This window comes from Bradyrhizobium pachyrhizi (assembly GCF_029714545.1).
GTDB lineage: Bacteria > Pseudomonadota > Alphaproteobacteria > Rhizobiales > Xanthobacteraceae > Bradyrhizobium > Bradyrhizobium pachyrhizi.
The window spans coordinates 3,938,020-3,961,038 of record NZ_CP121667.1; the positions used below are offsets into that span (position 1 = coordinate 3,938,020).

Annotated in this window: 25 protein-coding genes; 14 read left to right on the forward strand and 11 right to left on the reverse strand. The window is 63.9% G+C overall.

From position 1 onward, the window contains the following. The first annotated feature begins 28 nt into the window (after positions 1-28). From ggt to QA639_RS18010, 3 genes are read left to right on the forward strand one after another with little or no spacing between them, the layout of a single operon-like run. Positions 29-1,615, forward strand: a complete 1,587-nt coding sequence (gene ggt / locus QA639_RS18000; protein ID WP_283090377.1) for a gamma-glutamyltransferase — start codon at positions 29-31, stop codon at positions 1,613-1,615. A gap of 8 nt (positions 1,616-1,623) precedes the next feature. Continuing rightward, positions 1,624-2,877 carry a diaminopropionate ammonia-lyase gene (locus QA639_RS18005; RefSeq protein WP_283090378.1) on the forward strand — a complete coding sequence of 418 codons (1,254 nt, stop codon included), beginning with the start codon at positions 1,624-1,626 and terminating at the stop codon, positions 2,875-2,877. Further along, positions 2,874-4,091 carry a M20 family metallopeptidase gene (locus QA639_RS18010; protein WP_283090379.1) on the forward strand — a complete coding sequence of 406 codons (1,218 nt, stop codon included), beginning with the start codon at positions 2,874-2,876 and terminating at the stop codon, positions 4,089-4,091. Before QA639_RS18005 ends, QA639_RS18010 begins: the two co-directional genes overlap by 4 nt. Positions 4,092-4,174: 83 nt before the next feature. Here the strand turns inward: QA639_RS18010 and QA639_RS18015 are convergent, their stop codons facing one another. Next, positions 4,175-4,684, reverse strand: coding sequence for a ParB N-terminal domain-containing protein (locus QA639_RS18015; protein WP_028334220.1), 510 nt, complete (start codon positions 4,682-4,684; stop codon positions 4,175-4,177). A 189-nt stretch (positions 4,685-4,873) separates the two neighbouring features. Here QA639_RS18015 and QA639_RS18020 point away from each other — a divergent pair, with 189 nt between their 5' ends. From QA639_RS18020 to QA639_RS41930, 3 genes are read left to right on the forward strand one after another with little or no spacing between them, the layout of a single operon-like run. Next, positions 4,874-5,503, forward strand: coding sequence for an enoyl-CoA hydratase/isomerase family protein (locus QA639_RS18020; protein WP_051376150.1), 630 nt, complete (start codon positions 4,874-4,876; stop codon positions 5,501-5,503). Then, positions 5,482-5,583 carry a hypothetical protein gene (locus QA639_RS41925; RefSeq protein ID WP_487247046.1) on the forward strand — a complete coding sequence of 34 codons (102 nt, stop codon included), beginning with the start codon at positions 5,482-5,484 and terminating at the stop codon, positions 5,581-5,583. Before QA639_RS18020 ends, QA639_RS41925 begins: the two co-directional genes overlap by 22 nt. Further along, the gene (locus tag QA639_RS41930; protein WP_428841165.1) at positions 5,552-5,749 is read left to right on the forward strand and encodes a hypothetical protein; all 198 of its coding nucleotides are present in this window, start codon (positions 5,552-5,554) and stop codon (positions 5,747-5,749) included. Before QA639_RS41925 ends, QA639_RS41930 begins: the two co-directional genes overlap by 32 nt. 281 nt (positions 5,750-6,030) lie before the next feature. On the opposite strand, the gene QA639_RS18030 is transcribed toward QA639_RS41930, so the two are convergent. After that, positions 6,031-6,240, reverse strand: a complete 210-nt coding sequence (locus QA639_RS18030) for a hypothetical protein (protein WP_283090380.1) — start codon at positions 6,238-6,240, stop codon at positions 6,031-6,033. Positions 6,241-6,411: 171 nt separating this feature from the next. Here QA639_RS18030 and dusA point away from each other — a divergent pair, with 171 nt between their 5' ends. After that, complete coding sequence (gene dusA / locus QA639_RS18035; protein ID WP_157341419.1) at positions 6,412-7,371, forward strand: tRNA dihydrouridine(20/20a) synthase DusA; 960 nt, start codon at positions 6,412-6,414, stop codon at positions 7,369-7,371. A gap of 9 nt (positions 7,372-7,380) precedes the next feature. Here the strand turns inward: dusA and QA639_RS18040 are convergent, their stop codons facing one another. From QA639_RS18040 to QA639_RS18060, 5 genes are all read right to left on the reverse strand, one after another. Further along, positions 7,381-8,298: a LysR family transcriptional regulator gene (locus tag QA639_RS18040; RefSeq protein ID WP_244482431.1), complete on the reverse strand. Its 918-nt coding sequence runs from the start codon at positions 8,296-8,298 to the stop codon at positions 7,381-7,383. A 165-nt stretch (positions 8,299-8,463) separates the two neighbouring features. Continuing rightward, the gene (locus QA639_RS18045) at positions 8,464-9,600 is read right to left on the reverse strand and encodes a muconate/chloromuconate family cycloisomerase (RefSeq protein ID WP_283090381.1); all 1,137 of its coding nucleotides are present in this window, start codon (positions 9,598-9,600) and stop codon (positions 8,464-8,466) included. A 109-nt stretch (positions 9,601-9,709) separates the two neighbouring features. Continuing rightward, positions 9,710-10,579 carry an intradiol ring-cleavage dioxygenase gene (locus QA639_RS18050; RefSeq protein ID WP_050386283.1) on the reverse strand — a complete coding sequence of 290 codons (870 nt, stop codon included), beginning with the start codon at positions 10,577-10,579 and terminating at the stop codon, positions 9,710-9,712. 70 nt (positions 10,580-10,649) lie between these two features. Continuing rightward, entirely contained in the window at positions 10,650-11,174 is a 525-nt protein-coding gene (locus tag QA639_RS18055) for a flavin reductase family protein (protein ID WP_157341415.1), read from the reverse strand. Then, positions 11,171-11,788, reverse strand: coding sequence for an FAD synthetase (locus tag QA639_RS18060; protein WP_244978413.1), 618 nt, complete (start codon positions 11,786-11,788; stop codon positions 11,171-11,173). Before QA639_RS18060 ends, QA639_RS18055 begins: the two co-directional genes overlap by 4 nt. A 253-nt stretch (positions 11,789-12,041) precedes the next feature. Between QA639_RS18060 and QA639_RS18065 the strand changes: the two genes are divergently transcribed. Beyond that, positions 12,042-13,619 (forward strand): 4-hydroxyphenylacetate 3-hydroxylase N-terminal domain-containing protein, encoded by a 1,578-nt coding sequence (locus QA639_RS18065; RefSeq protein WP_028334229.1) that lies wholly within the window; start codon positions 12,042-12,044, stop codon positions 13,617-13,619. Positions 13,620-13,705: 86 nt separating this feature from the next. Beyond that, positions 13,706-13,996, forward strand: coding sequence for a muconolactone Delta-isomerase (gene catC, locus QA639_RS18070; protein WP_028334230.1), 291 nt, complete (start codon positions 13,706-13,708; stop codon positions 13,994-13,996). 22 nt (positions 13,997-14,018) lie between these two features. On the opposite strand, the gene QA639_RS18075 is transcribed toward catC, so the two are convergent. The 4 genes from QA639_RS18075 to QA639_RS18090 all read right to left on the reverse strand — a co-directional run bounded on the left by QA639_RS18075 (position 14,019) and on the right by QA639_RS18090 (position 17,871). Beyond that, positions 14,019-14,609 (reverse strand): TIGR02281 family clan AA aspartic protease, encoded by a 591-nt coding sequence (locus QA639_RS18075; RefSeq protein WP_028334231.1) that lies wholly within the window; start codon positions 14,607-14,609, stop codon positions 14,019-14,021. A 25-nt stretch (positions 14,610-14,634) separates the two neighbouring features. Then, the gene (locus tag QA639_RS18080) at positions 14,635-14,838 is read right to left on the reverse strand and encodes a DUF1289 domain-containing protein (RefSeq protein ID WP_028334232.1); all 204 of its coding nucleotides are present in this window, start codon (positions 14,836-14,838) and stop codon (positions 14,635-14,637) included. Between the two features lie 256 nt (positions 14,839-15,094). After that, positions 15,095-16,702: a sensor histidine kinase gene (locus QA639_RS18085; RefSeq protein ID WP_157341413.1), complete on the reverse strand. Its 1,608-nt coding sequence runs from the start codon at positions 16,700-16,702 to the stop codon at positions 15,095-15,097. A 296-nt stretch (positions 16,703-16,998) separates the two neighbouring features. Then, positions 16,999-17,871: an NAD(P)-dependent oxidoreductase gene (locus tag QA639_RS18090; protein WP_283090382.1), complete on the reverse strand. Its 873-nt coding sequence runs from the start codon at positions 17,869-17,871 to the stop codon at positions 16,999-17,001. Between the two features lie 200 nt (positions 17,872-18,071). Between QA639_RS18090 and QA639_RS18095 the strand changes: the two genes are divergently transcribed. From QA639_RS18095 to QA639_RS18115, 5 genes are all read left to right on the forward strand, one after another. Continuing rightward, entirely contained in the window at positions 18,072-18,509 is a 438-nt protein-coding gene (locus QA639_RS18095; protein ID WP_016843272.1) for a VOC family protein, read from the forward strand. A 57-nt stretch (positions 18,510-18,566) separates the two neighbouring features. After that, positions 18,567-19,697 (forward strand): Mrp/NBP35 family ATP-binding protein, encoded by a 1,131-nt coding sequence (locus QA639_RS18100; protein WP_283090383.1) that lies wholly within the window; start codon positions 18,567-18,569, stop codon positions 19,695-19,697. Between the two features lie 220 nt (positions 19,698-19,917). Beyond that, entirely contained in the window at positions 19,918-20,154 is a 237-nt protein-coding gene (locus QA639_RS18105) for a hypothetical protein (protein ID WP_028334236.1), read from the forward strand. A gap of 308 nt (positions 20,155-20,462) precedes the next feature. After that, the gene (locus tag QA639_RS18110) at positions 20,463-21,551 is read left to right on the forward strand and encodes a TRAP transporter substrate-binding protein (RefSeq protein WP_028334237.1); all 1,089 of its coding nucleotides are present in this window, start codon (positions 20,463-20,465) and stop codon (positions 21,549-21,551) included. Positions 21,552-21,791: 240 nt separating this feature from the next. Beyond that, on the forward strand, positions 21,792-22,880 hold the full coding sequence (locus tag QA639_RS18115) for a TRAP transporter substrate-binding protein (protein ID WP_028334238.1): 1,089 nt from the start codon (positions 21,792-21,794) through the stop codon (positions 22,878-22,880). Positions 22,881-23,019 lie beyond the last annotated feature (139 nt).

Sequence of the window (23,019 nt, forward strand, 5' to 3'; positions counted from 1 at the left end):
GCCCCGTCAATTCCGGAAGGGGTAAGGCATGAGAAACTTCGAGTCACCGGGGCGGTCGGAAGCCTTCGGCGGGAACGGCATGGCCGCTACTACGCACCCGCTCGCCACATTGGCCGCGATCGATGTGCTACGCGATGGCGGCAACGCCGTAGATGCAGCCGTAGCGGCGGGAGCGATGCTTGCCGTCGTCGAGCCGACCCAAACAGGTGTCGGCGGGGATTGCTTCGTCTTGTTGAAACGGGAAGGGCAGCCGGTCATCGCCCTTAACGGGTCCGGAGCTGCACCGGCTGCGGTAAGCATCGGCAGTCTCGCGAAAGCCGGAATCAGAACGCTCGATCCCGAAAGCGTCCACACGGTTACTGTTCCGGGCGCTGTACGCTCCTGGGCGCGGCTCACGGAGGACCACGGAACGTTCGATTTGGCGCGTCTTCTTGCACCGGCCATCGCGGCTGCGGAAAACGGTTATCCGGTCACCGAGCGACTGTCCCGGGACTGGAGCAGGCAGGTGCCGAAGCTGTCGCGTCTCGCCGCGACGACCTCGGTCTTTCTTCCCGCCGGGGAAGCGCCGAAGCCCGGCCAGCTGCACATGCAGCCGGCGCTCGCTTGCGCCCTCAAGGAGGTCGCCGCAAAGGGAGCGGACGTATTCTACGAAGGGTGGATCGCAGAAAGCATCGTGAAGACGCTTCGTTCGCTGGGTGGTTTTCACACGCTCGAAGATTTTGCCGCGTTCAGGCCCCGATACGAGACGCCGATATCGACATCCTATCGTGGCTACGAATTATGGGAATGCCCGCCTAACGGCTCGGGCGTCGCTGTCCTTGCCATGGCAAACCTGCTCGACCGATATATTGTCGCAGACTTCGCCCCGGTATCGGTCGAACGCTATCATCTGCTGTCCGAAATTGCCCGCATCGGCTATGCGGAGCGGGACGCCTTCGTCGGCGATCCCGATGCCGCACCAGTACCTGTCGAGCGTATGAAGAGCTCGGCCCGTGCCGACATCCTCAGCGGCCGGATATCGCAGAACTCGCGGCTGGTCGACGTCGTTCCGGTCGCGATGCCAGAACACAAGGACACGGTGTTTCTGTCCGTCGTCGACAAGGATCGTACCGCGGTCTCGTTCATCAACTCCATCTTCGACGATTTCGGCAGCGGCATCGTCGCCCCCGAGTGCGGGGTTCTCTTGCACAATCGCGGCTTCGGCTTTGTGCTCGAACCCGACCATCCGAATACGCTCGCGGGCGGCAGGCGTCCGATGCATACCATCCTGCCGGCCATGCTCACCCGCGACGGCGAGTGCGTGCTTTCCTTCGGCGTGACTGGTGGTCACTTTCAGCCGATTGGGCAGATCCAGATCCTGTCGAACCTGCTCGACTACAAGATGTCCGTGCAGGAAGCCATCGACCAACCGCGCATCTTTGCTCGCGGTGACGTGCTGGACGTCGAAGGAACCGTTCCGGCGCATGTTGTCGAAGGTCTCCGCGCTCTCGGGCACCGCCCGACGCCGGCGCCCAATCCACTTGGAACTGCCCAGGCGATCTGGATCGACCGGAAACGTGGGCTCCTAAGAGGCGGGGCAGATTCCCGTCGTGACGGCGTCGCACTAGGTTATTGAGAGACCAAATGTTCAAAATCCTCAGCGAAAACTTCTCCCTCCAACCCAACCCGAACTCCGTTCGTCAGGAAAAGTACGGCGACAACGGGCGCGGCGATATCCTCAGCCTCGCAGCCCTCGATCAGGCGCGGAAGGAGATCACCACCTGGCCCGGCTATCGTCCCACCGAGTTGCGGCGTCTGGACGGGCTGGCGAGCGCCGCGGGCGTTCGCACGATCCTCTATAAGGATGAGGGCGCTCGCTTTGACCTCGGCAGCTTCAAGGCCTTGGGCGGAGCCTACGCGGTGGCCTCCTTCCTGCAGCGCGAAGTAGAGGCGCTCACCGGCGAGCGCCCGAGCACGAAAGAGCTTGGGTCCGGATCGCTGAAAGACGTCACGACCGGCATGACGGTGACCTGTGCGACGGACGGAAATCACGGCCGGTCCGTGGCATGGGGCGCCCGCACTTTCGGGTGCCGGTGCGTGATCTTCGTGCACGCCACGGTGAGCCAGGGCCGCCGCGATGCGATCGCCGCCTACGGCGCTGAAGTACGCGTGGTCGACGGAAATTATGACGACGCCGTTCGCGAGGCTGCAGACACGGCAGCGCGAAACGGCTGGCAGGTGATCTCCGATACGTCTTACGAGGGATATACCGACATTCCCCGCTACGTCATGCAAGGGTACGGAGTGATGGTGGAGGAAGCCGTCGAGCAAATGCCGCGCGGTGCTTTTCCGACCCACGTCTTCGTGCAGGGCGGCGTTGGCGGCCTCGCTGCAGCCGTCTGCTCCTATCTTTGGGAGCGTTTCGACGAGAAGTCGCCCTTGTTCTACGTGGCCGAGCCCGAGACGGCACGATGCCTCTACCTTAGCGCGGCGGCGGGGCGGCCGACTGCCGACCACGGCTCGCTGGACACGATCATGGCGGGTCTTGCCTGCGGCGAGGTCTCCCTTCTGGCCTGGTCGATCCTCGATGCGGGCGCCGACGGCTTCTTCTCGATCACCGACGCATCCGCGGCGGAAACGATGCGCCTGCTTGCGGACGGTCGGTACGGCGATCATCCGATCGTCGCCGGTGAGTCCGCCGTCGCGGGTTTGGCTGCAGCACTTCTGGCGGCGGGCGATGCCGACGCCCGACATGCCATCAAGCTGACGGAAGAGAGCGTGGTGCTGGTCATCGGCACGGAAGGTGCAACCGATCCCGCCGTCTACGAGCGAATCGTCGGGAAGGCGCCCGAGCGCGTCGTGGCTGGCTGGTCGACCAGGAAGGAATTAGTGCAATGACGTCGTCTGGCTGGAACGAGCTTATTTTGCGTGAGATCGACGAAGATCGCGAGGCTCTCGTCGATCTGTGCCGTCGGTTGGTCGCGGCTCCGAGCATGAATCCGCCGGGGCGGACGACGGAAGTAGCGGACGAATTGCAGGCGTTTCTCCGGGGGAGGGGCTTGGCAAGCGAGCGGATCGCTGTTGTCGACGACGCCGCGAACGTTCACCTGACGCTGAGCGGCTCGGCGGAAGGAAAGCATGTGGTCTTCAACGCCCACATGGACACGATGCAGCCGGGCGACGAGTCAGCGTGGAGCGTGCCGCGTCTCGAGTTAACGCGCAAGGACGGTCGTCTTTACGGCCTTGGCATGGGCAACCTGAAGGGCGGTCTCGCCGCGATGGCCCTCGCGACGACCGTGCTTGCGCGGCATCGTGATCAGCTTCCGGGGAGCTTGAGCTTCACGGCCGTTTGCGACGAGGTCATGTTCGGCGGACGCGGCACCGAGCATCTCCTTGCGGTTCGGCCGGATCTTGCCGGCGACTTTATGATCAGCGCAGAAGGTCCCGGTTTTATGGATTTCGCTGTCGCGGAGAAAGGCCTTCTCTGGGTGGATGTTGAGGCAACCGGACCGGGAGGGCATTCGTCCCGCGCGCTGCGCGGCGAAAGCGCCGTCGGCAAGCTCGCCAACTTCATGGCGCAGGTCGATACCTTCAACGACGTCTTCGCGACCTTGCCCGAGGAACTCAAAGGCGTGACCGGCGGAGAGGGAAATCTGGGGCTTCGCTTGTCGGCCAACGCCGGCGTAATCCAGGCTGGCGAAGTGCGTAGCCTGGTCTCACCGTCCGCACTTGCCCGGTTTGATTTCAGACTTCCACCGGGCATCACTGCTGCAAGCGTCAAGCACCGCCTGCAGAAGATCGCCAGCACCGTTCCGGGAATCCGTCTATCGTATCCGAAGGAGTGGGATGCGAATTGGGAGGCGGCCGATAGCCCGTATGCAAAGAGCCTGATTCATGTGATTGCCAATGTGCGAGGAAAGACACCTCAGCTGGTCGTGCGGCTTCCAGGCAGCGATGCCCGTCACTGGCGGAACAAGGGTGTCCCGGCCGCATGTTTCGGACCACAGCCGACGTTGTCAGCTGGCGTTGACGACTATGCCAACGAGCAGGACGTTGTCGATTGCGCGAAGATCTATGCCCTTGCTGCGATTGATCTCATGAGTCTTCGCTGAGGAGGTGAATACTTCCTAGTCCAGGCCACGGCAATCGTCATGAAGATTCCGCTGACGGCGGATGCAGAATCGAAAGCGGTCGATCAATAACGGCCGCCGTCGCGCTTTTGCTGCGCGATCCACTCCGACAACGTCTTTTTCGGCGTCGGTCCTGAGGCCCGGCTTGGCGATGTTCTCGAGTTCTCGCCCGCGCCCCTTGCCGCGCGGGCTCGCTCCTTATCCGTCTTGTTCAAAGCAGTAATCGAACTTTCTGCAGCTTCCTTCTCGAGACGCAGCTTTTTCAACCGCGCCATCTTGTCGCGTTCTGCATCTGCTTCGGGTCCCTCGGACAAGAGCGTCCGTTGCTGAGCATCCTCCGCAGAGACCATGATTCCCACAATCGTCGTCTCTCCAAGCGCCTTGCAAGCTTCGAGCCGATGTAGTCCCTCGACCAGAACGAAGCGGTCTTCGTCGGGCCGGACGAGGATGGGGGTTTGTTGTCCGATTTCCAGAATGCTTCCAGCGATCTCCTCGACGACTTGGGGTTTGATTGCCTTCCTTCTTTTCACGGGAACGTAGATCTTCTCGATTGGGAAGCTTTCCGGTTTGGGCATAACGTCTACTCCGCTGTACAGGCCCGTCCGAAACGCATGCCGGGGAGGCGGGATTTTAGGAATGAAGCGCTCGGCTGCAATGGCAATATTAGCGCGCGCAGGATTGATCGGTGTGGGACCCGGGCGCATTCTGAGGCGGGCACCGCCAACGCGTGATTCTTCGGCGAGCGGTTGCGGTGAGGGTAGGCCATGCCTCTTGTTTCCACCCAGGATCGCGACGCGGTCCGTGTCATCACCTTCGCTAACGCCCCATTCGGCACCATGACGGCCGCCGGGGCGGCCGAGATGTTCGATGCGGTCGCCGCTGCAGGGATGGCCCCATCGGTGCGGGTCATTGTCATTACAGGGGGCCTACCCGGCATCTTCATCCGTCACTACGACGTTGGGGAACTCTCTGAGGCTGCAGATGCGATTGAGCGCGGAGCGCCTCGCGCCCCGCCGTCGCCTGGTCCTCGACCACCTGGTTTCCACGCGCTGACAGATGCGATTGCAGCGGTCGACAAGCCGGTCATTGCGGCTATCAACGGCCTGTGCATGGGAGGAGGCTTCGAGCTTTCGCTGGCCTGCGACCTGCGCATCGCCGGGAGCAGTGTCGCGGCGATCGGACTTCCGGAAACGCGCATCGGCATCTTTCCGGGTGGTGGCGGTACACAGCGTTTGCCCAGGATCGTTGGAGAGGCCAAGGCGCTCGAGATGATCCTCTGTGGCCTGACAGTGACGGGACTGCGCGCGCACGAAATCGGAATTGTGCATGAGGTTGTCGCCGATCCGCTCGCGCGTTTGGGCAGAAGCGGGCACTGGTCGTCTGGACGCGACTGATCTTGCCGAACGGCAATTCGATCGTGATCGAGAACCTTCCGGCCACGGATGTTGCAAGGCTATGCCGGGCTCGAGGATGAGGTGGACTTCCATACCTGGCAACTGCTCAAGGGCGTGGCGTTGGCGACGCTGATCGGAGTAGCGAACGATGCGGCCCATGGGAATGACCTGTCGTGGATTCGTCTCGAAGTATTCAATGAGCTCGTCGAGCTCATCCTGCGTTGGCCGCCGGTCTCGCTCGTCTGATTTTTCCGACGAGACCCAAATGCTTCAACGCGAAGCGCGCGAGGGCGAACCTCCTCGGCAGAAACCTCAATTCCGTGGACGGCCGCGGCGTGCGTCGCGAGTGTCCTGATGAAAGCCATATCGATTGCGAGGGTCGCCGGCCTGGCGCCTTCCTTCGCTCGCTTGCGGCCATATTCAACGGTCCAGCCGAGAGGTATCTTGGTGCATCCGAGCTCCTCCTTGAGCGCCTTCAGTACCGCCGCTTTGGATCGGCGTGGTGGGCGGCCGACGTCGCGCATGCCTTAAATGTGCAGATCAATGATGTCGCCGAAGGTCTTCGCTTTTACGGCAGCGCGCGGTTTGGGTGACCCGCTACGATCAATATTGCGCTCCACGTCGAGCGCCCATTCCTCGCCGTCCTTGCGGCGGCGAAAGGTCTCTGCCACATAACGGTTGTTGCGGCGAACTTGGACCCGCCAGTTTCCCGACGGCAACTGAGTAAAGGTGGCCATGGTCGTGTGCTTTTCCCAAACGGTGTGCGATACGTGTGCGTCGAGAGGTCAAAACGGGTACAAACGTGTGCAAATTCGGCAAGTTTGGCGGGTACTCGTTCTTGTTACATCCCATTGAGAACTTAAGGTAAATCATTGGAATCGCAAGACTATCGCTTTTCTGTGGCACCCATGATGGACTGGACCGACCGGCATTGCCGGGTCTTCCATCGGCTGATGTCGCGGCGTGCGCGGCTTTATACTGAGATGCTGACGACCGGCGCCATCATCCATGGCGACCGGGCGCGGCTGCTCGGCTTCGACGCCAGCGAGCATCCGGTGGCGCTGCAGCTCGGCGGTTCCAATCCGCGCGATCTGGCGACCGCTGCAGAGATCGGCGAGCAGTTCGGTTACGACGAGATCAACCTCAATGTCGGCTGTCCCTCCGATCGGGTGAAGGATGGCCGCTTCGGTGCCTGCCTGATGGCCGAGCCCGCGCTGGTCGCCGAAGGCGTTGCGGCGATGAAGCGCGCGGTGCGGATTCCCGTCACGGTGAAATGCCGGATCGGCATCGACGACCAGGATCCGGAAGTCGCGCTCGATACGCTGGCCCGCGGGGTGGTTGCGGCGGGCGCGGACGTGCTCGTCGTGCACGCGCGCAAGGCCTGGCTCAACGGACTGTCGCCGAAAGAGAACCGCGACATCCCGCCGCTCGACTACGGTCGGGTCTATCGCCTCAAGGCGGCGTTGCCGGATGTGCCCATCATCATCAACGGCGGCATCACCAGCCTTGCGGAGGCAGAGCAGCATCTGGCGCACGTCGATGGCGTGATGCTGGGGCGGGCGGCCTATCAGGAGCCGTGGCGGCTGCTCACCGTCGATTCCGAGCTGTTCGGCGAGACTGCGCCGCACGCGACGATGAAGGACGTGTTCGCGGCGATGCTGCCCTATATCGAGCGGCAGCTTGCCGAGGGCACGCGGCTGCATTCGATCACGCGGCATTTCGTCGGTGCCTTCCATGGCGTCCCCGGTGCGCGTGCGTTCCGCAGGCACCTCGCGGAGAACGGCGTTCGGCCGGGGGCTGACATCGACGTGCTGCGCGAGGCGATCGCACGCGTTGACGATCGCGCGCCGGCGGCGGTCGCGGCCTGAGGGCGCTCGTTACGGCTTGCGCTGACGCCGCGTGACGTCCTGTGCGACCTTCAGGAAATTGAACAGATGCGACATCCGGTTGTCGCGCCGGTAGTTCAGCGACAGGGCAGTGCCTGGATTGTGTCCTTCATAGGCGCGGTAGGCGACGCCGGGCCGCTCCGCCTCCGAGACCGATTTCGGCACCAGCGCGATGCCGACGCCGACCGACACCAGGCTGATCGCGGTCTGGTAGTCTTGGGCCAGCACCTGCGATTTCGGAATGAAGCCTTCTTCGAGGCAGATGTTGAGGATGTGGTCGGCGAAGCTCGGGCGCGGCTTGCGCGGGTAGAGGACGAACGTCTCGGCCTTCAGCGCCGCCAGCCGCGGGACCCTTTGATCGAGCAAGGGCGAAGTGTCGGAGAGCGCGAGGATCAGCGGCTCCTGCAGCAGCGGCTCCGACTTCAGCTCCTCGTCGTCGAGCGAGGGGCGGGCGATGGCGATATCGATCTCGCGCTGGATCACCGCGCGCTTCTGCTCGGCGTTGTTCATCGCCGACAGCGCGAGCTCGACGTCAGGATAGGCCGAACGAAACGCCTGGATCACGCTCGGCAGCACGCCATAGGTCGCCGAGCCGACGAAGGCGACGCGCAGGTGCCCGGAAAAGCCTTCGCCGATCCGCTTGATCTCGCGGTGCGTCCGGTCGAGCCGCTCCAGCACGTCGCGCGCACGTTCCAACAGAACGCTGCCAGCCTGGGTCAGCCGGATCTGGCTGCGGCTCCGGTCGATCAGCATGACGCCGAGATCGCTCTCGAGTTGCGCAATCTGCCGGCTGAGCGGCGGCTGCGCGATCGCAAGCCGCGATGCGGCGCGGCCGAAATGCAATTCCTCGGCGACGGCGACGAAATAGACCAATCGCCTGAGATCCATGACATCGTCGCGATCGGTCACGGCTAGCCGAACGTCTGCTCGCGCGCTTCCGGGGAAGCTGCGGAAAAATCCTGCCGGGTTCGATATCGCGTGGTCATGTGCGCACGATCGAGACGATGGTTCCGACGCGAAGACTGGGCGTGGGTCCGTGGATTGTCAATTGTCCGCGGGAACGACGCCATCCGGCTAGTCCTTCCGGGCGAAGGCGCGGATCTTGTCCTCGTCGACCTCTACGCCGAGACCGGGGCCATCAGGAGCGCAGATCTCGAACTCGTCGAACCTGATCGGGTTGACGACCAGATCCTCCACGAGGATTCGCGGACCGAAATGCTCGGTGCCCCATTCGAGCCTCGGCAGGGTGGCGAAGGCGGCGAGATGCGCCGCCGCGCCGATGCTGCTCTCCAGCAGGCAGCCGCCATAGAGTTCGAGCCCGTGGGCGGCCGCGACCGCAGCGGCGCGCTTCATCTCGAACAGGCCCCCGCTCTTCACGAGCTTCAGCGAGTAGACGCTGCCGCAGCCCATCGCGCCCGCGCGCGCGATTTCCTCCTTGGTGAAAGCCGCTTCGTCCACCAGCAGCGGAATCGAGGTGCGGGCCGCGACACGCGCCATCGCTTCCAGTTGCAGCGCCGACACCGGTTGTTCGATCAGGGCCACATCCAGCTCCTCCAGCGCCGGCATGAAGCGGATGCATTCGGCCTCGGTCCAGCCCTGGTTGACATCGACGATCAGGCGCACCTCGTCGCCGAGCCCGGCGCGCAGCGCTTGCAGCCGTTTCAGATCGACCTGCGGCCGGTTGAAGCCGAACTTGATCTTGAACTGGCGGTGTTCGCGGCGCCGCAGCTTCTCCCTGGCTTCCTCGACCTCCTGGCCGCTGTCGCCCGACGCCAGCGCCCAGATCACCTCCATGCGTTCGCGCACCGCGCCGCCGAGCAGCGCGCTGGCGGGCAGGCTGAGCGTCTTGCCGGCGGCGTCGAGCAGGGCGGACTCGATGGCGCCCTTGGCGGCGAAATTGCGGGTGGCGGCCTTGCTCATGTGCAAGGCATTGGCTTCGAAGGCGAGGGCAGGCTGTCCGAGCAGCGCCGGCGCCAGATAATTCGTGACCGCGGCCTTGATCGACTCCACGCTCTCCTCGGCCCAGCGCGGCCCGCCGAGCGTCGAGGCTTCGCCGATGCCCGTCACGCCGTTGTCGAGCAGCACGCGCACCAGCACGTAGCCCTGATGGGTGACCTCGGTGTTCGAGAGCTTGTGCCGGCGGCGGGTCGGCGCCTCTACGATGGTGGCGCGGATACTGCGGATCGCAGTGTCCTTTGCGTGAGCCTGCACTCGCTCCACGGGTTCGGCGATTTCGATCACGGCACGACTCATATGTCCTCGCAGGTCAGTTCAGAATGGGCCCTGCCAGGCTGATGGGCCTGGCAGGACGTAACGGGTACTACTCGGCCGCGACGAGCCGTTCGACGGCCGCTTTCTTGAGCTTGAAGTCGAAGTTGAGAACCAGATCGGTGTCGGCGCCGGCGGGGGCCTTGGCGAACTTGCCGATCAGGCTCTGCTTCACGGCGAACACCGAGTCGTTGTCGAGATACTTGGTCTCGGAATCGTAGATCTGCGAGATCAGCGATTGATATCCGTCCTTCGCAAGCATGAAATGGATGTGGCCCGGACGCCAGGGATGGTGGCCCATATATTTCAACAGCTCGCCGCCGGCGCCGTCATAGGGGATCGGGTAGGGCTCGGGGCGGAGCGCCACGAAGGCATATTCGCCGTTGGCGTCGGTCGTGAAGCGTCCGCGCAGATTGTAGGCCGGCTGTTCCGGATCCTGCAGGTCGTAGAGGCCGTTCGGCGCGTCTTCCCAGACGTCGATCGTGACGCCCTCGATCGGCCGCCCCGCGGTGTCGCTGATGCGCCCTGAGACCTTGACGGTCTGCGCGTTGTCGAACGTCTTCTTGATGATGGAGGCGCCCTTGGGTAGCACCGGCGGGTTTTCCCGGTAGAACGGTCCGAGCACGGTGGATTCGCTCTCGCCGTCGGTGACCCGGTGATCGAGCATGTCGACCAGCACCTCGACGCCGAGGATGTCGGCGATCAGGATGAACTCGTTGCGCTTCTCGTCCGAGATGTCGCCCGCGCGGCGCAGGAATTCGCATGCGGCGAACCACTCGGCGAAAGTCAGGTCGACCTCCTTGCAGAAGTCGTGCATGTGGCGGATCAGGCTTGTCATGATCTGACGGTTGCGATCCGGAATGTCCTTCGAGAGCGCGGCGATCACGTGGTCGGTGATGGTGTCCTTGTTGACGTTCAGCATGGTCGTTCCTCCTTTTCTTGCAGTTTGCTCAAACTTGCATCCCCGTTTTCGGGAATATCGGTTGCTGGTCTCACCAGACAAATTCGTAAGCGGCATTCTCCAGCGTTGCGGGCGCAGGGTGCGGATCGGCAAGGCCGCCGAAGCGGCCGCGGAAGAACAGCAGCGGCTTCTTGCTGGGCTCCAGCGACATCTCGCGGACCTGGCCGAGGAAGATCGTGTGGTCTCCGGCGACGATCTCATCGGCGAGATCGGTCACGAAGTATGCCGCCGCGTTGGCGATCACAGGCAGGTCGTTGCGGCGTTCGAAGACGTTGCAGAGATCGAGCCTTGGCTTGCCGGCGAAATGCCAGGCGAAATCCTCCATGCCCTCGGCGAGAATGCTGACCGCAAAGCGGCCGGTGTTCTGGATGTTGCAGAGCATCTTCGCGCTCTTCGCGATCGAGATTGCGACCAGCGGCGGATCGAGCGAGACCGACATGAAGGCGTTGGCCGTCATGCCGTGATCACGGCCCTCGCAATGCGTCGTGATGATGGTGACGCCGGTGCCGAACTGGCCACAGGCATTGCGCAACTCTCGCGGATCGATGGCGGTCATTGGCTTGCGACCTCGAGTTGGGCCAAACCGGATCGGTTGGCCGGTGGCGCGGTCACGATATCTCGCCAGTTTTCCAGCGTCGCCGCGGCGGCGGCAAGGCCGGATCGTCGCAAGGCGCGAATCCGGCTGCTGGAGACGATCTCGCCATCGCCACAGCGCACCGGCGGCAGGATGCGCGTGTTGAAGTGCTGCCGCAGCAGCAGCGCGGTGCCGCCCTTGCAGGACCCGAAGCGGAAATCCTCGCCGACGATGACTTCGCGTGGTCGCAGAAGCTGCAATTCGGCGAGGAAATCGAGCGCGGTGCGCCGGACGTAGATCTGGTTGAAATCGGCGACGACGACGTGGTCAGGCGCGAATGTTGCGATGCGCTCCAGCTTTTCGCGAAGCGAGATCAGCGGCTCGGCCTGGCCGAAATACACTTTGGGCGGCGGATCAAAGGTGTAGACCACGGCTGCAATGCCGCGGCGCCGCGCTGCCGCGATGGTCTGCCGCAGCAGTTCCTGATGGCCGCGGTGGACGCCGTCAAATGCGCCGATGGTCACGACACAGGCGTCGAGGGCCAATTCCCCATCGCGATGGAAAGCGACAGCGCTGCTGTCAAAACCCTTGCCCATGGTTCGCTCCCTTGCCGTGCTGCATCAGCTGCGGCGTTGCGCCGGCCGAACGATCCTTGCCGTCCGGTCCGTGCCATCGAGTCATAGCCCGAGCCGGGCCGGTCTGCGCGGTATGGTGTGATACCTTTCGCCCGCTCCGGGTCAGCGCGTAGCGTTTCCTCCGATGTCACGCCGTCCAAGAGCGTGACGAGATGGTCTTAGGGCCGGTGCGGGAAGCGCGGCCGGTCCAACGACACCAGCGGAGGAGAAACCCATGACTACAGCAGCTGCCCTGCGGGCCGACGTGCCAGCGTCAACCACCAGCGTCTATACCGGTGCGGAATTCCTGGACAGCATCCAGGACGGCCGGGAAATCTACATCTACGGCGAGCGCGTCAAGAACGTCACCCAGCATCCCGCCTTTCGCAATTCGGCGCGGATGGTGGCGCGCTGGTACGACCGCTTCCATGAGAAGAAGGATCAGATCGGCGTCCTGACCGACACCGGCTCGGGACAGCTGACCCATCCGTTCTTCCTCGGCTCGAAAACGGCCGACGACCTCGTCAAGGGCCGCGATGCGATCGCCGAATTGCAGAAGGTTGCGTTCGGCTGGATGGGCCGCTCGCCGGACTACAAGGCGTCGTTCCTCGGCACGCTGGGGGCGAATTCAAGCTTCTATGGCGATTACGCCGGCAATGCGAAAAAGTGGTACGCCCGGACCCAGGAGCGTCTGGACTTCTGGAATCATGCCATCGTCAATCCACCGATCGATCGCGACCGCGCCATCGAGGAGGTGCGCGACGTCTTCATGCATGTCGAGAAGGAGACCGACGCCGGCCTGATCGTGTCGGGCGCGAAGGTGGTGGCGACCGGCTCGGCGCTGACGCACTACAATTTCATCGCCCACTACGGCATTCCGATCAAGGACAAGTCGTTTGCGCTGATCTTCACGGCGCCGATGGATGCCAAGGGCATCAAGCTGATTGCCCGCTCGTCCTACGAATTCACGGCGGCGGCGACCGGCTCGCCGTTCGACTATCCGCTGTCCAGCCGCTTCGATGAGAACGACTCGATCCTCGTGTTCGACAAGGTGCTGGTGCCTTGGGAGAACGTCTTCATCTATGGCGACGTCGACAAGATCAACCAGTTCTTCCCGGCCTCGGGCTTCATCCCGCGGTTTACGCTGCACGGCGTGACGCGGCTTGCCGTCAAGCTCGACTTCATCGCCGGCCTGTTCTCGATGGCGGTCGAGGCGACCGGGTCAAAGGACTTCCGCGGCGTGCAGACGGCGGTGGGCGAGGTGATCGCCTGGCGCAATCTGTTCCACGGCATTGCCGACGCGATGGTGAAGTCGCCGATCGCCTGGCAGGGAACCGATGGCTACAACCTGCCGAACCTGAACTACGGGCTGGCCTATCGCGTGTTCGCGCCGATGGCCTATCCGCGGATCAAGGAATTGATCGAACGTCATGTCGCGAGCGGCCTGATCTATCTGCCGTCGAGTTCGGCCGACCTGGAGAGCGAGGCGATCCGGCCCTATCTCGACCGCTTTGTGCGCGGCTCCAACGGCTATGCCGCGATTGACCGGATCAAGCTGCTGAAGCTGCTCTGGGACGCGGTCGGCTCCGAGTTCGGCGGCCGGCATGAACTCTACGAGCGCAACTATGCGGGCAATTACGAGAATCTGCGCGTCGAGACGCTGATGGCCGCGAGCGCCACCGGCGACCTCGGCGCCATGCAGGATTTCGTGCGCAACTGCATGAGCGACTACGACGTCTCCGGTTGGACGGCGAAGGACCTCGTCAACCCCGACGACATCAACCTCGTCAGCCGCGGTTTGGTGCAGGGCTGACGATCTGTTAGACGGATCAATGGAGCCGCCACAGTTGCGTGGCGGCTCTACGCCGTTCCATCTTGTCGTAGAAGGGTTCACTTGTCATGCTGTTCCACGTCGAAATGGATGTGCGGATTCCGCACGATCTCCCGGTCGAGAAGGTCGACGCGCTGAAGGCTGCGGAACGCGTCCGCGCCATGGAACTGCAGCGTACGGGGGCCTGGCGCCATCTGTGGCGGGTGGCGGGGCGCTACGCCAATGTCAGCATCTTCGACGTGTCCGGCGCGCAGGAATTGCACGACATCCTGTCCAGCCTGCCGCTGTTTCCGTTCATGGAGATCGAGGTCACGCCGCTGTGCCGGCACCCGTCGTCGATCCACGACGACGATCGGTAGCGGTGGGGTAGGCGCCGTCGCGCTAGTCGACGGCCGTGCGCGCGCGCCGGTGGCGGCTCGAGGTGCTGATGCTGCCGGTGACGTCGGGGTAGCCGGTCAGGCTCAGTGTGTCGGCGCGAACGCCCCAGCTCTCGAGCCGGTCGAGGAAGCTCATGCCGAGCAGGTTGGTCTTCATCTGCCCGCGCTGCACCACCAGCGCCGGCACCGATTTCTCGACCAGCTTGCCGACCGCGAGCCGGTCGAGCGTCAGCCGCGCCGCCTTGGTGTGACCGCCGGCAGTCTCGAGGTCGACATTGTATTCGAGCATATCGATCGGCAGCCCGATCGCTTTCGCGGTTTCCCAGGTCAGCACGACCGAAGTCGCGCCGGTGTCGATCACCATTGGGGCGCTGACGCCGTTGATCTTAGCGCGGAACGCGAACTCGCCGCCCTGGCCGCGCGCGATCTGCACCGCGGGGGCGGAGCTGGAGGTCGAGGCTGAGGCGGTGATGCTGCGGCCGAAGATCTGGGTCAGATTCTCCCTGGCGCGGGCGATCTGCTCGGGGTCGCCATAGGCAACAACGGCGCCGGCGGTTGCCATCAGCAGCACGATGACGAGGAGGATACGGGTCACGGCGCAACTCCCGCCGCAGCGCCGATCACGCGCGCTTCGGACGCGGCTCCATGCGCTCGAGCCCAGCCTCGGCCATGCGCGCCGGCAGCGTCGCCATCACCGACAGCCGCTCCGCGCGGTCCATCTTGTGCCAGCGCGCGATCTCCGGGAGCGTGCGGCCACAGCCGAAGCAGAGCTTCGTCCTGGGGTCCATCATGCAGACTGCGATACACGGCGTCTCTGAGCTCATTGTTCAAGTGTTGAACGGTTTCGGCGGCCAGTGCAAGCCGGCTGGTGTGGGATGCTGCATCACGCCACGGCTTTTTGTCGCGAGCATGGTCCTGGCGCGAACGCCTTGGGTTTATTGCCGAAGCGTTTTCGAGCGAAGTGGATACCGGTTCGCGTGAAGAAAACGCGTCAGAACCAAAATCTAGAGCCCCGTTCCGAATCCATCGGAACGGAAAGGGCTCTAGCGATAACCGCGTCACGATCTTCCGCGACATGCTCTACAATCCGGTGCCGGCACTCATGATCGACTTGCGGCGCACGCGTTTCCGGTCGGCGCCCATCGCGGGCTCGACGGGCTCCGGCGGCTGCATCGGCGGCGCTTCTTCAGTCATCGGCGCCAGCGCGCTCATCACCCGTTCCGGCGGCAAGGTGACGATCACCTCGGTACCGATGCGCAGCTTCGACTTCAGCGTGAAGGTGCCACCATGCATGTCGATCAGGCTTTTCGCGATTGGCAGGCCAAGGCCCGCGCCCTGTTCCGCCGACTTGATCGAGTTGGAGCCCTGGCCGAAGGAGGCCAGCACGACCGGGATCTCGTCCTCGGCGATGCCGCTTCCAGTATCCTTGACGCTCAGATATTGCCCGCCCGACGCGGTCCAGCCGACCTTCAACCAGATTTCGCCGCCCTGCGGCGTGAACTTGATCGAGTTGGAGAGCAGGTTGAGCACGACCTGGCGGATGGCGCGCTCGTCGCCCCAGATCCTGGGCATGCCGTGCTCGAACACCTCGTGGATGGTGATGCCGCGGCTGGAGGCGCGCAGCTTCAGGAGATGGTGGCAGTCGGCGACGACATGCACCAGCGCCACGGCCTCTTCGTTCAGCTCGTAGCGGCCGGCCTCGATGCGTGACAGGTCGAGGATCTCGTTGATGAGATTGAGCAGGTGCACGCCGGAATTATGGATGTCGGCGGAATATTCCTTGTAGACTGGCACGGTATGCGCGCCAAAAATCTCGCTCTTCATCACCTCGGAGAAGCCGAGGATCGCGTTGAGCGGCGTGCGCAGCTCGTGGCTCATCTGGGCGAGGAAGCGCGACTTGGCGACGTTGGCGGACTCGGCGCGGTGCCGTGCCTCGTCGGAGATCGCCTTGGCCTGTTCCAGCTCGCCGATCAGCGCATCCTTTTCGGCGCGGGCCTCCAGCGTCGCCAGCGTGGTCGAATGCAGGCGGTGCGCGAGCAGGGCAAAATAGCCTTCGGCTGCAAGTGCGAGCAGTGCCAGCACGTAATTGTCGAACGCGCCGTTGAGCACGAGGTCGAGCGCGATCCCGACCGTCACCGGAACGGTCGCCGCAAGTGCTGCGATCGGCAGGCTCGCGGCCAGCATGCTGGAGACCGCGATCACCAGCAGCATCAAAAACATCATCAGCGTGTTGGAGGCGAGGTCGCGCCCGGCGGGGTGTATCAGGATCGCGGTCCAGCACAGGCCGTAGAGCAGGTCGAGCAGCACGAAGCGTGTCCGCCATTTGCGGGTGACCGCGACGGAGATCGGTTCGGCGAGGAAGCGGGAACAGCTGCGGATGATGGCGAGATGGACGCAGAGGATGCCGACCGTCCAGGCGCCGGCGACGATCGGCTTCATCCAGAGGCCAAACAGCACACCGGTTGCCACCACGAGCAGCATCACGACGTAGGACGCCGACATGCGGGTCTGGGCGTATTGGCGGAGCAGTTCGGCGTCGAACGCCGGGCGGGTTCCACTGGTTGACGTTAACCGATCCCGCGCCTCGCGCACCCGCTGCGCGGCGACGCGCCGGCTGTTCACCGGCACCGTCACCTGAGGTCCTGCCGGAAGCGCTACAACTTCAGGCTTTTCTGCGGGATTACTCATAAACAACACAAATCCTGCCAGCGAACCGCGCGGGCCTTTTGCATTGTCTATCTGTGACGCTAAATCATTAAGCGTTGCCTTAAAGAGCTAAGGAAAAGCGTAAACGGGAAGTTAAATTAACTTTTGCGCGGGGGTCCCGCTGTTGTGCGAGGGCGGGTGCACATGCGCACGCCGGGTCTGACAATTCCATGCTCTCATGGCCGGGCTTGTCCCGGCCATTTACGTCTTGCTTCTCGTTGGATCCAAACCCGTGGATGCCCGGGACAAGCCCGGGCATGACGAGATGGTGGAAAGTGTTACCGCTGCAGACGGGCCAGCAGGCTCGACGTGTCCCAGCGCTTGCCGCCCATCTTCTCGACCTCGGCATAGAACTGGTCGACCAGCGCGGTGGCGGGCAGGGTGGCGCCGTTGCGGCGGGCCTCCGCCAGCGCAATCGAGAGGTCCTTGCGCATCCACTCGACCGCGAAGCCGAAATCGTACTTGCCCTCGTTCATGGTCTTGTAGCGGTTCTCCATCTGCCAGGACTGCGCCGCGCCCTTGGAGATGGTCTCGATCACGGCGGCGACGTCGAGGCCGCTCTTCTTGGCAAAGTGGATGCCCTCGGACAGGCCCTGAACCAGACCTGCGATGCAGATCTGGTTGACCATCTTGGTGAGCTGGCCGGCGCCCGCCGGTCCGAGCAATTTGCACATCCGCGCGTAGGCGCCGGTGATGATCGGCTCCGCGCCCGCATAGGCGTCCTCGCTGCCGCCGCACATCACCGTCAGCACGCCGTTCTCGGCGCCGGCCTGGCCGCCCGACACCGGCGCGTCGACGAATTTGAAGCCGGCCTTGGTGGCGGCGGCATCGAGCTCGCGGGCGACCTCGGCGGAGGCGGTGGTGTGATCGACGAAGGTCGCGCCCTTCCTGATCCCGGCGAAGGCGCCGTCGGAGCCGATCGTGACCGAACGCAGGTCGTTGTCGTTGCCGACGCAGCACATCACGAAATCCTGGCCTTCGGCGGCGGCTTTCGGGGTCGGCGCGGTCTTGCCGCCGAACTTGTCGGCCCATTCCTTCGCCTTCGCCGCGGTCCGGTTGTACACGGTGACCTCATGGCCGCCTTTTTTCACGAGGTGTCCCGCCATCGGGAAACCCATCACGCCGAGACCGAGAAAAGCGACTTTAGCCATATCTGTTACCTTGTGATTTGCCGTGGTGATCGCCCTTCGCTCGCCGGCAAATTCGCGGCGGGCAGGGCATTCCGTCCATGGAAGGAGCCGCACCATACCCCCTGTGCAGCGGAGGGCAACGGCCTTGGTGGGATGGCAGAAGGCGGTTTTGTGCTAGGATTGGCCTACCAACGAACTTCACAAAAAAGGGAGTGTATCGCATGGGCATGAGCGTCGGTGTGCTCGATCATTTCAATATCCGGACTCGGAATCTCTCCGCCACGGTGCGGTTCTATGAGGACATTCTGGGCCTGGAAAAGGGCGCGCGGCCGAACTTCGCGTTCCCCGGTGCGTGGATGTACAGCGAAGGCAAGGCGGTCGTGCATCTGGTCGATATTTCGGCGACCGACGAGGCACAAAAGCCCGACTCGGGCGTCGTCCATCACGTCGCCTTTGCCAGCCAGGGCTTCGATGGGATGCGGCAGCGGCTTCAGTCCAAGGGGATGGAATTCGACTCGCGCCAGGTTCCCGGCGGCGATCTCTGGCAGATCTTCGTCAACGACCCGAACGGGGTCATGATCGAGCTGAACTACGAGGCCGCCAAGGAAGGTGGCTCGGCCGCGCCGGCCGAGCGGCGGGACGACGTCGGAGCGAGGTAGCCTTTTGCGCTGCAACGCTCTATGGGTCGGTCTCTTGAACTTTCCAGGAGATGCGCGGTGAGCGTGACGCAGCAACAGGTTCTCGATTGCCTTGCCAAGGTGATGTCGCCACGCGGCACGGCCTTGACCAACGCCAATGTGCTGTCGGCGATCACGGTCACCGACGGCAAGGTGTTCTTCTCGATCAATGTCGATGCCGCGGAGGCCCGCGCCTGGGAGAGCGTGCGCGCGCAGGCCGAGAACGCCGTGCGCGCCATTCCCGGCGTCAGCGTCGCGATGATCGCGTTGACCGCCGAGCGTAAGGCGGGCGGGGCGGCACCGGCGCCGCGGCCGGCCGGCGGCGTCCCGCCGGCGTCCGCCCATCGCCATCCACATCCGCCCGGCGGGCAATCGCCGATGGCCCGGCAGGCCGAGATCCCCGGCATCTCCGCCGTCATCGCCGTCGCCTCCGGCAAGGGCGGCGTCGGCAAGTCGACCACGGCGCTCAACCTCGCGCTCGGCCTGCGCGACCTCGGCCTGCGCGTCGGGCTGCTTGACGCCGACATCTACGGCCCGTCGGTGCCGCGGCTGACCGGCATCCGCGAGAAGCCGCAGCTCAATGACGACAAGAAGATGGTCCCGCTGCAGCGCTTCGGCCTGTCGATCATGTCGATCGGCTTCCTGGTCGAGGAGGACACCGCGATGATCTGGCGCGGGCCGATGGTGATGTCGGCGATCACCCAGATGCTGCGCGACGTCGCCTGGGGCACGCTTGACGTGCTCGTGGTCGACATGCCGCCCGGCACCGGCGATGCCCAGCTCACGCTGGCGCAGAACGTCCCGCTCAAGGGCGCCGTCATCATCTCGACCCCGCAGGACCTTTCGCTGATCGACGCCCGGCGTGGGCTTGCGATGTTCAAGAAGGTCAACGTGCCGGTGCTCGGCATCGTCGAGAACATGAGCTATTTCCAGTGCCCGCATTGCGGCACCCGCTCGGATATCTTCGGCCATGGCGGCGCCCGCCACGAGGCCGAGAAGCTGGGGGTGCCGTTCCTCGGCGAGATCCCCCTGCACATCGCGATCCGCACCGCCTCCGATGCCGGCAACCCCGTGGTCGAGAGCGAACCGGACGGCCCGCACGCGGCGATCTACCGCGCGATCGGCGGCAAGGTCCGCGAGCAGCTGCAAGGCGTCATCGCGGCAGCCTGAGCCTGCGCTGCTGTCCCGCTGGGCCGATTGGCCGCGAAGCGTCGGGAGCGCGGCGGCTTTCTTCACAGGCCCGTGCCGTTGGTGCCTTTGGACGATTGCTGAATCGGTTCCGGCCTGTATGTTTATGCAGGAGTGGCCGAATCGTACCATCCTTCGATCAGCGGAAGGCGGCCGCGGGTGAAGCCAAACTGCGGGAAGGGGCCGTGAGGCGACCATCGACATGGCAGCATCACGCGAAGCAAACAAACAGCACCGCAAACATCTGACGCGGGAGAAGCGCGCAGAGGCCTCCCGGCTTGCGTTCAACATGGCCAAGAAATCCGACTCGATCGGCGAGGCTGCCGAGGTGATCGCCAAGACGTATGGCGTCAGCAAGACAACTGCGCAAAGCTGGATCCGGCGCGGGCGGTATTTGGCTGATCAAGCCAAGAAGGCGAGAGAGACGACGCGGCGCTGATTGCTCCGGTAACCCCCGGCGGTTGAGAGCGGGCCGGACGGCCCGCACGCGGCGATTTACCGCGCGGTCGGCGGCAGCTCCGCGGCCACCTGCCAGGCGTCATCGTCGCTGCCTGAAGGCGCATTTTCCGGCTGATTTCCAGCCTCATCAGACTTTCGTTTAATTGGCGCGGTCATGCCATTGTCGCGTTTCCGTGAAGCCACCTTCCGTGTTAAAGGGCCGACCAGAGCGCCTCGGCAAGCCTTCACGCGCCTGCCGGAGAGCTGCTTGCGGTCACTGGGAAACGCCCCTGAAGGAGAAGTCTTACGATGAAGCGTCGTGATTTTTTGAAAGTTTCTGCGGCCGGTGCTGCCGCGACGGCGGTTGCCGCGCCGGCGATCGCGCAGTCCTCGCCTGAAATCAAGTGGCGCCTGACCTCGAGCTTCCCGAAGTCGCTGGACACCATCTATGGCGGTGCCGTCGAGCTGTCGAAGTACGTCGCGGAGATGACCGACAACAAGTTCCAGATCCAGGTGTTCGCGGCGGGTGAAATCGTCCCCGGCCTGCAGGCGCTGGACGCGACCTCCAACGGCACGGTCGAGATGTCGCACACCGTCGCCTACTACTATGTCGGCAAGGACCCGACCTTCGCGATCTACGCGTCGGTGCCGTTCGGTCTCAATGCCCGCATGCAGAACTCCTGGTGGTATCAGGGCGGTGGCCAGGAGCTCGGCAACGAGTTCTTCAAGAAGTTCGGCGTGATCGGTTTCCCGACCGGTAACACCGGCACCCAGATGGGCGGCTGGTTCCGCAAGGAGATCAAGACCGTCGCCGACATGTCGGGCCTGAAGATGCGCATCGGCGGCATTGCCGGCCAGGTGCTGCAGAAGGTCGGCGTGGTGCCGCAGCAGCTCGCCGGCGGCGACATCTATCCGGCGCTCGAAAAGGGCACCATCGACGCGGCCGAATGGGTCGGTCCCTATGACGACGAGAAGCTCGGCTTCCAGAAGGTCGCGAAGTACTACTACTATCCGGGCTTCTGGGAAGGCGGTCCCACCGTGCACTCCTTCGTCAACCTGGAGAAGTGGAACGCGCTGCCGAAGAACTATCAGGCGATCCTGGCCAACGGCGCCGCCAACGCCAACAGCTGGATGGCCGCGCGCTACGACATGCAGAATCCCTCGGCGCTGAAGCGGCTGGTTGCCGGCGGCACGCAGCTGCGTCCGTTCACCAACGAGGTGCTCGAGGCCTGCCTCAAGGCGACCAACGAGCTTTGGGGTGAAATCTCGGCCAAGAATGCCGACTTCAAGAAGTCGATCGAGGCCATGCAGGCCTACCGCTCGGACCAGTATCTGTGGTGGCAGGTCGCCGAATACACCTTCGACAGCTTCATGATCCGCTCGCGCACCCGCGGCTGATCGGCGTCTAGCCTTTTGGACGAGCGTTCGCGCGACGCGAACGCATTGCCCGGCCTCCGCAAGGAGGCCGGGTTTTTTGCGTCTGGCATTCGTGAAGGGGATGTTCCATGCTCGCATCCGAAGCCTCGGCACGAAGGCGGCGTGTGATCGGTCACCGGTCATGACGGCAAAAAGAAAAGCGGCGCGACGATCGAAAGCAGTCGACGCTCGGACAACACAATCGAACAGGGCAGGATTCAAATGAAGCGAAGAGATTTCATCAAGGTCACGGGTCTGGGCGTCGCCGGCGCCGCCACGGTCGCAGCTCCCGCGATCGCGCAGTCGATGCCGGAACTCAAGTGGCGCTTGACGACGAGCTGGCCGAAGTCGCTCGACACGCTGCACGGCGGCGCCGAGCTGATGGCGAAGGCGGTCGGTGAAGCCACCGACAACAAATTCCAGATCCAGACCTTTGCCGCCGGCGAGATCGTACCGGGCCTGCAGGTGCTCGACGCCGTGCAGAACGGCACCGTCGAGATGGGGCACACCGCGCCCTATTATTATTTCGGCAAGGACCCGACCTTCACCTTCGGCTCCGCGGTGCCGTTCGGGCCCAACATGCGCCTCAACCAGGCCTGGTTCATGCTGGGCGGCGGCAAGGACCTGCTCAACGAGTTCTACAAGAGCTACAACGTCACCTCGCTGCTCGCCGGCAACACCGGCTGCCAGATGGGTGGCTGGTTTCGCAAGGAGATCAACAGCGTCGACGATCTCAAGGGCCTCAAATTCCGCATCGGCGGCTTTGCCGGCAAGGTGATGCAGAAGCTCGGCGCGGTGCCGCAGCAGCTCGCCGGCGGCGACATCTATCCGGCGCTGGAGAAAGGCACCATCGATGCGGCCGAGTGGGTTGGTCCCTACGACGACGAGAAGCTCGGCTTCTACAAGGTCGCGCCGAACTACTACTTCCCCGGCTGGTGGGAAGGCGGCCCCATGCTGGTGGCGATGATCAATCTCGACAAGTGGAACGCGCTGCCGAAGCATTATCAGTTCGTGCTCGAGCAGGCCGGCCATCTCGCCAACAACTGGATGATGGCGCGCTACGACCAGGCCAATCCGATCGCACTGAAGAAGCTGCTCGCGGTCGGCACCAAGCTGCGTCCGTTCCCGCCTGCGGTGATGGAAGCTTCCTTCAAGGCCGCCAAGGAGCTGCATGCCGAGGTTTCGGCGACCAATGCAAACTTCAAGAAGGTCTATGACTCGCTGACCTCGTTCTCCAACAACGGCTATCAATGGTTCCAGGTCGCCGAGGTCGGCTACGACAATTTCATGGCGCGCCATTCGCAGGCGTGATTGCTGTAAGTTGGACAGGAAATCGGCCTCGGAGCGAAAGCGCCGGGGCTTTTCCATGCCGCGATCACGGCAGCGGCGCGACGCGGCTTGCGAAGACGCATGACCGCCGGTCGCTGGCCGTGGCGGCAGCTGCCAGTTC

Excerpts from the sequence above, each read along its gene's own strand:
- QA639_RS18015 (WP_028334220.1), bottom strand. The coding sequence starts at position 4,684 with ATGCCCAAACCGGAAAGCTTCCCAATCGAGAAGATCTACGTTCCCGTG.
- QA639_RS18085 (WP_157341413.1), bottom strand. The coding sequence starts at position 16,702 with ATGAGTAATCCCGCAGAAAAGCCTGAAGTTGTAGCGCTTCCGGCAGGA.
- QA639_RS18065 (WP_028334229.1), top strand. The coding sequence starts at position 12,042 with ATGACTACAGCAGCTGCCCTGCGGGCCGACGTGCCAGCGTCAACCACC.
- QA639_RS18090 (WP_283090382.1), bottom strand. The coding sequence starts at position 17,871 with ATGGCTAAAGTCGCTTTTCTCGGTCTCGGCGTGATGGGTTTCCCGATG.
- QA639_RS41930 (WP_428841165.1), top strand. The coding sequence starts at position 5,552 with ATGTTGCAAGGCTATGCCGGGCTCGAGGATGAGGTGGACTTCCATACC.
- dusA (WP_157341419.1), top strand. The coding sequence starts at position 6,412 with ATGATGGACTGGACCGACCGGCATTGCCGGGTCTTCCATCGGCTGATG.
- QA639_RS18080 (WP_028334232.1), bottom strand. The coding sequence starts at position 14,838 with ATGAGCTCAGAGACGCCGTGTATCGCAGTCTGCATGATGGACCCCAGG.
- QA639_RS18005 (WP_283090378.1), top strand. The coding sequence starts at position 1,624 with ATGTTCAAAATCCTCAGCGAAAACTTCTCCCTCCAACCCAACCCGAAC.
- QA639_RS18115 (WP_028334238.1), top strand. The coding sequence starts at position 21,792 with ATGAAGCGAAGAGATTTCATCAAGGTCACGGGTCTGGGCGTCGCCGGC.
- QA639_RS18105 (WP_028334236.1), top strand. The coding sequence starts at position 19,918 with ATGGCAGCATCACGCGAAGCAAACAAACAGCACCGCAAACATCTGACG.
- QA639_RS18050 (WP_050386283.1), bottom strand. The coding sequence starts at position 10,579 with ATGCTGAACGTCAACAAGGACACCATCACCGACCACGTGATCGCCGCG.
- QA639_RS18110 (WP_028334237.1), top strand. The coding sequence starts at position 20,463 with ATGAAGCGTCGTGATTTTTTGAAAGTTTCTGCGGCCGGTGCTGCCGCG.
- QA639_RS18060 (WP_244978413.1), bottom strand. The coding sequence starts at position 11,788 with ATGGGCAAGGGTTTTGACAGCAGCGCTGTCGCTTTCCATCGCGATGGG.
- ggt (WP_283090377.1), top strand. The coding sequence starts at position 29 with ATGAGAAACTTCGAGTCACCGGGGCGGTCGGAAGCCTTCGGCGGGAAC.
- QA639_RS18095 (WP_016843272.1), top strand. The coding sequence starts at position 18,072 with ATGGGCATGAGCGTCGGTGTGCTCGATCATTTCAATATCCGGACTCGG.
- QA639_RS18030 (WP_283090380.1), bottom strand. The coding sequence starts at position 6,240 with ATGGCCACCTTTACTCAGTTGCCGTCGGGAAACTGGCGGGTCCAAGTT.
- QA639_RS18055 (WP_157341415.1), bottom strand. The coding sequence starts at position 11,174 with ATGACCGCCATCGATCCGCGAGAGTTGCGCAATGCCTGTGGCCAGTTC.
- QA639_RS18020 (WP_051376150.1), top strand. The coding sequence starts at position 4,874 with ATGCCTCTTGTTTCCACCCAGGATCGCGACGCGGTCCGTGTCATCACC.
- QA639_RS18010 (WP_283090379.1), top strand. The coding sequence starts at position 2,874 with ATGACGTCGTCTGGCTGGAACGAGCTTATTTTGCGTGAGATCGACGAA.
- catC (WP_028334230.1), top strand. The coding sequence starts at position 13,706 with ATGCTGTTCCACGTCGAAATGGATGTGCGGATTCCGCACGATCTCCCG.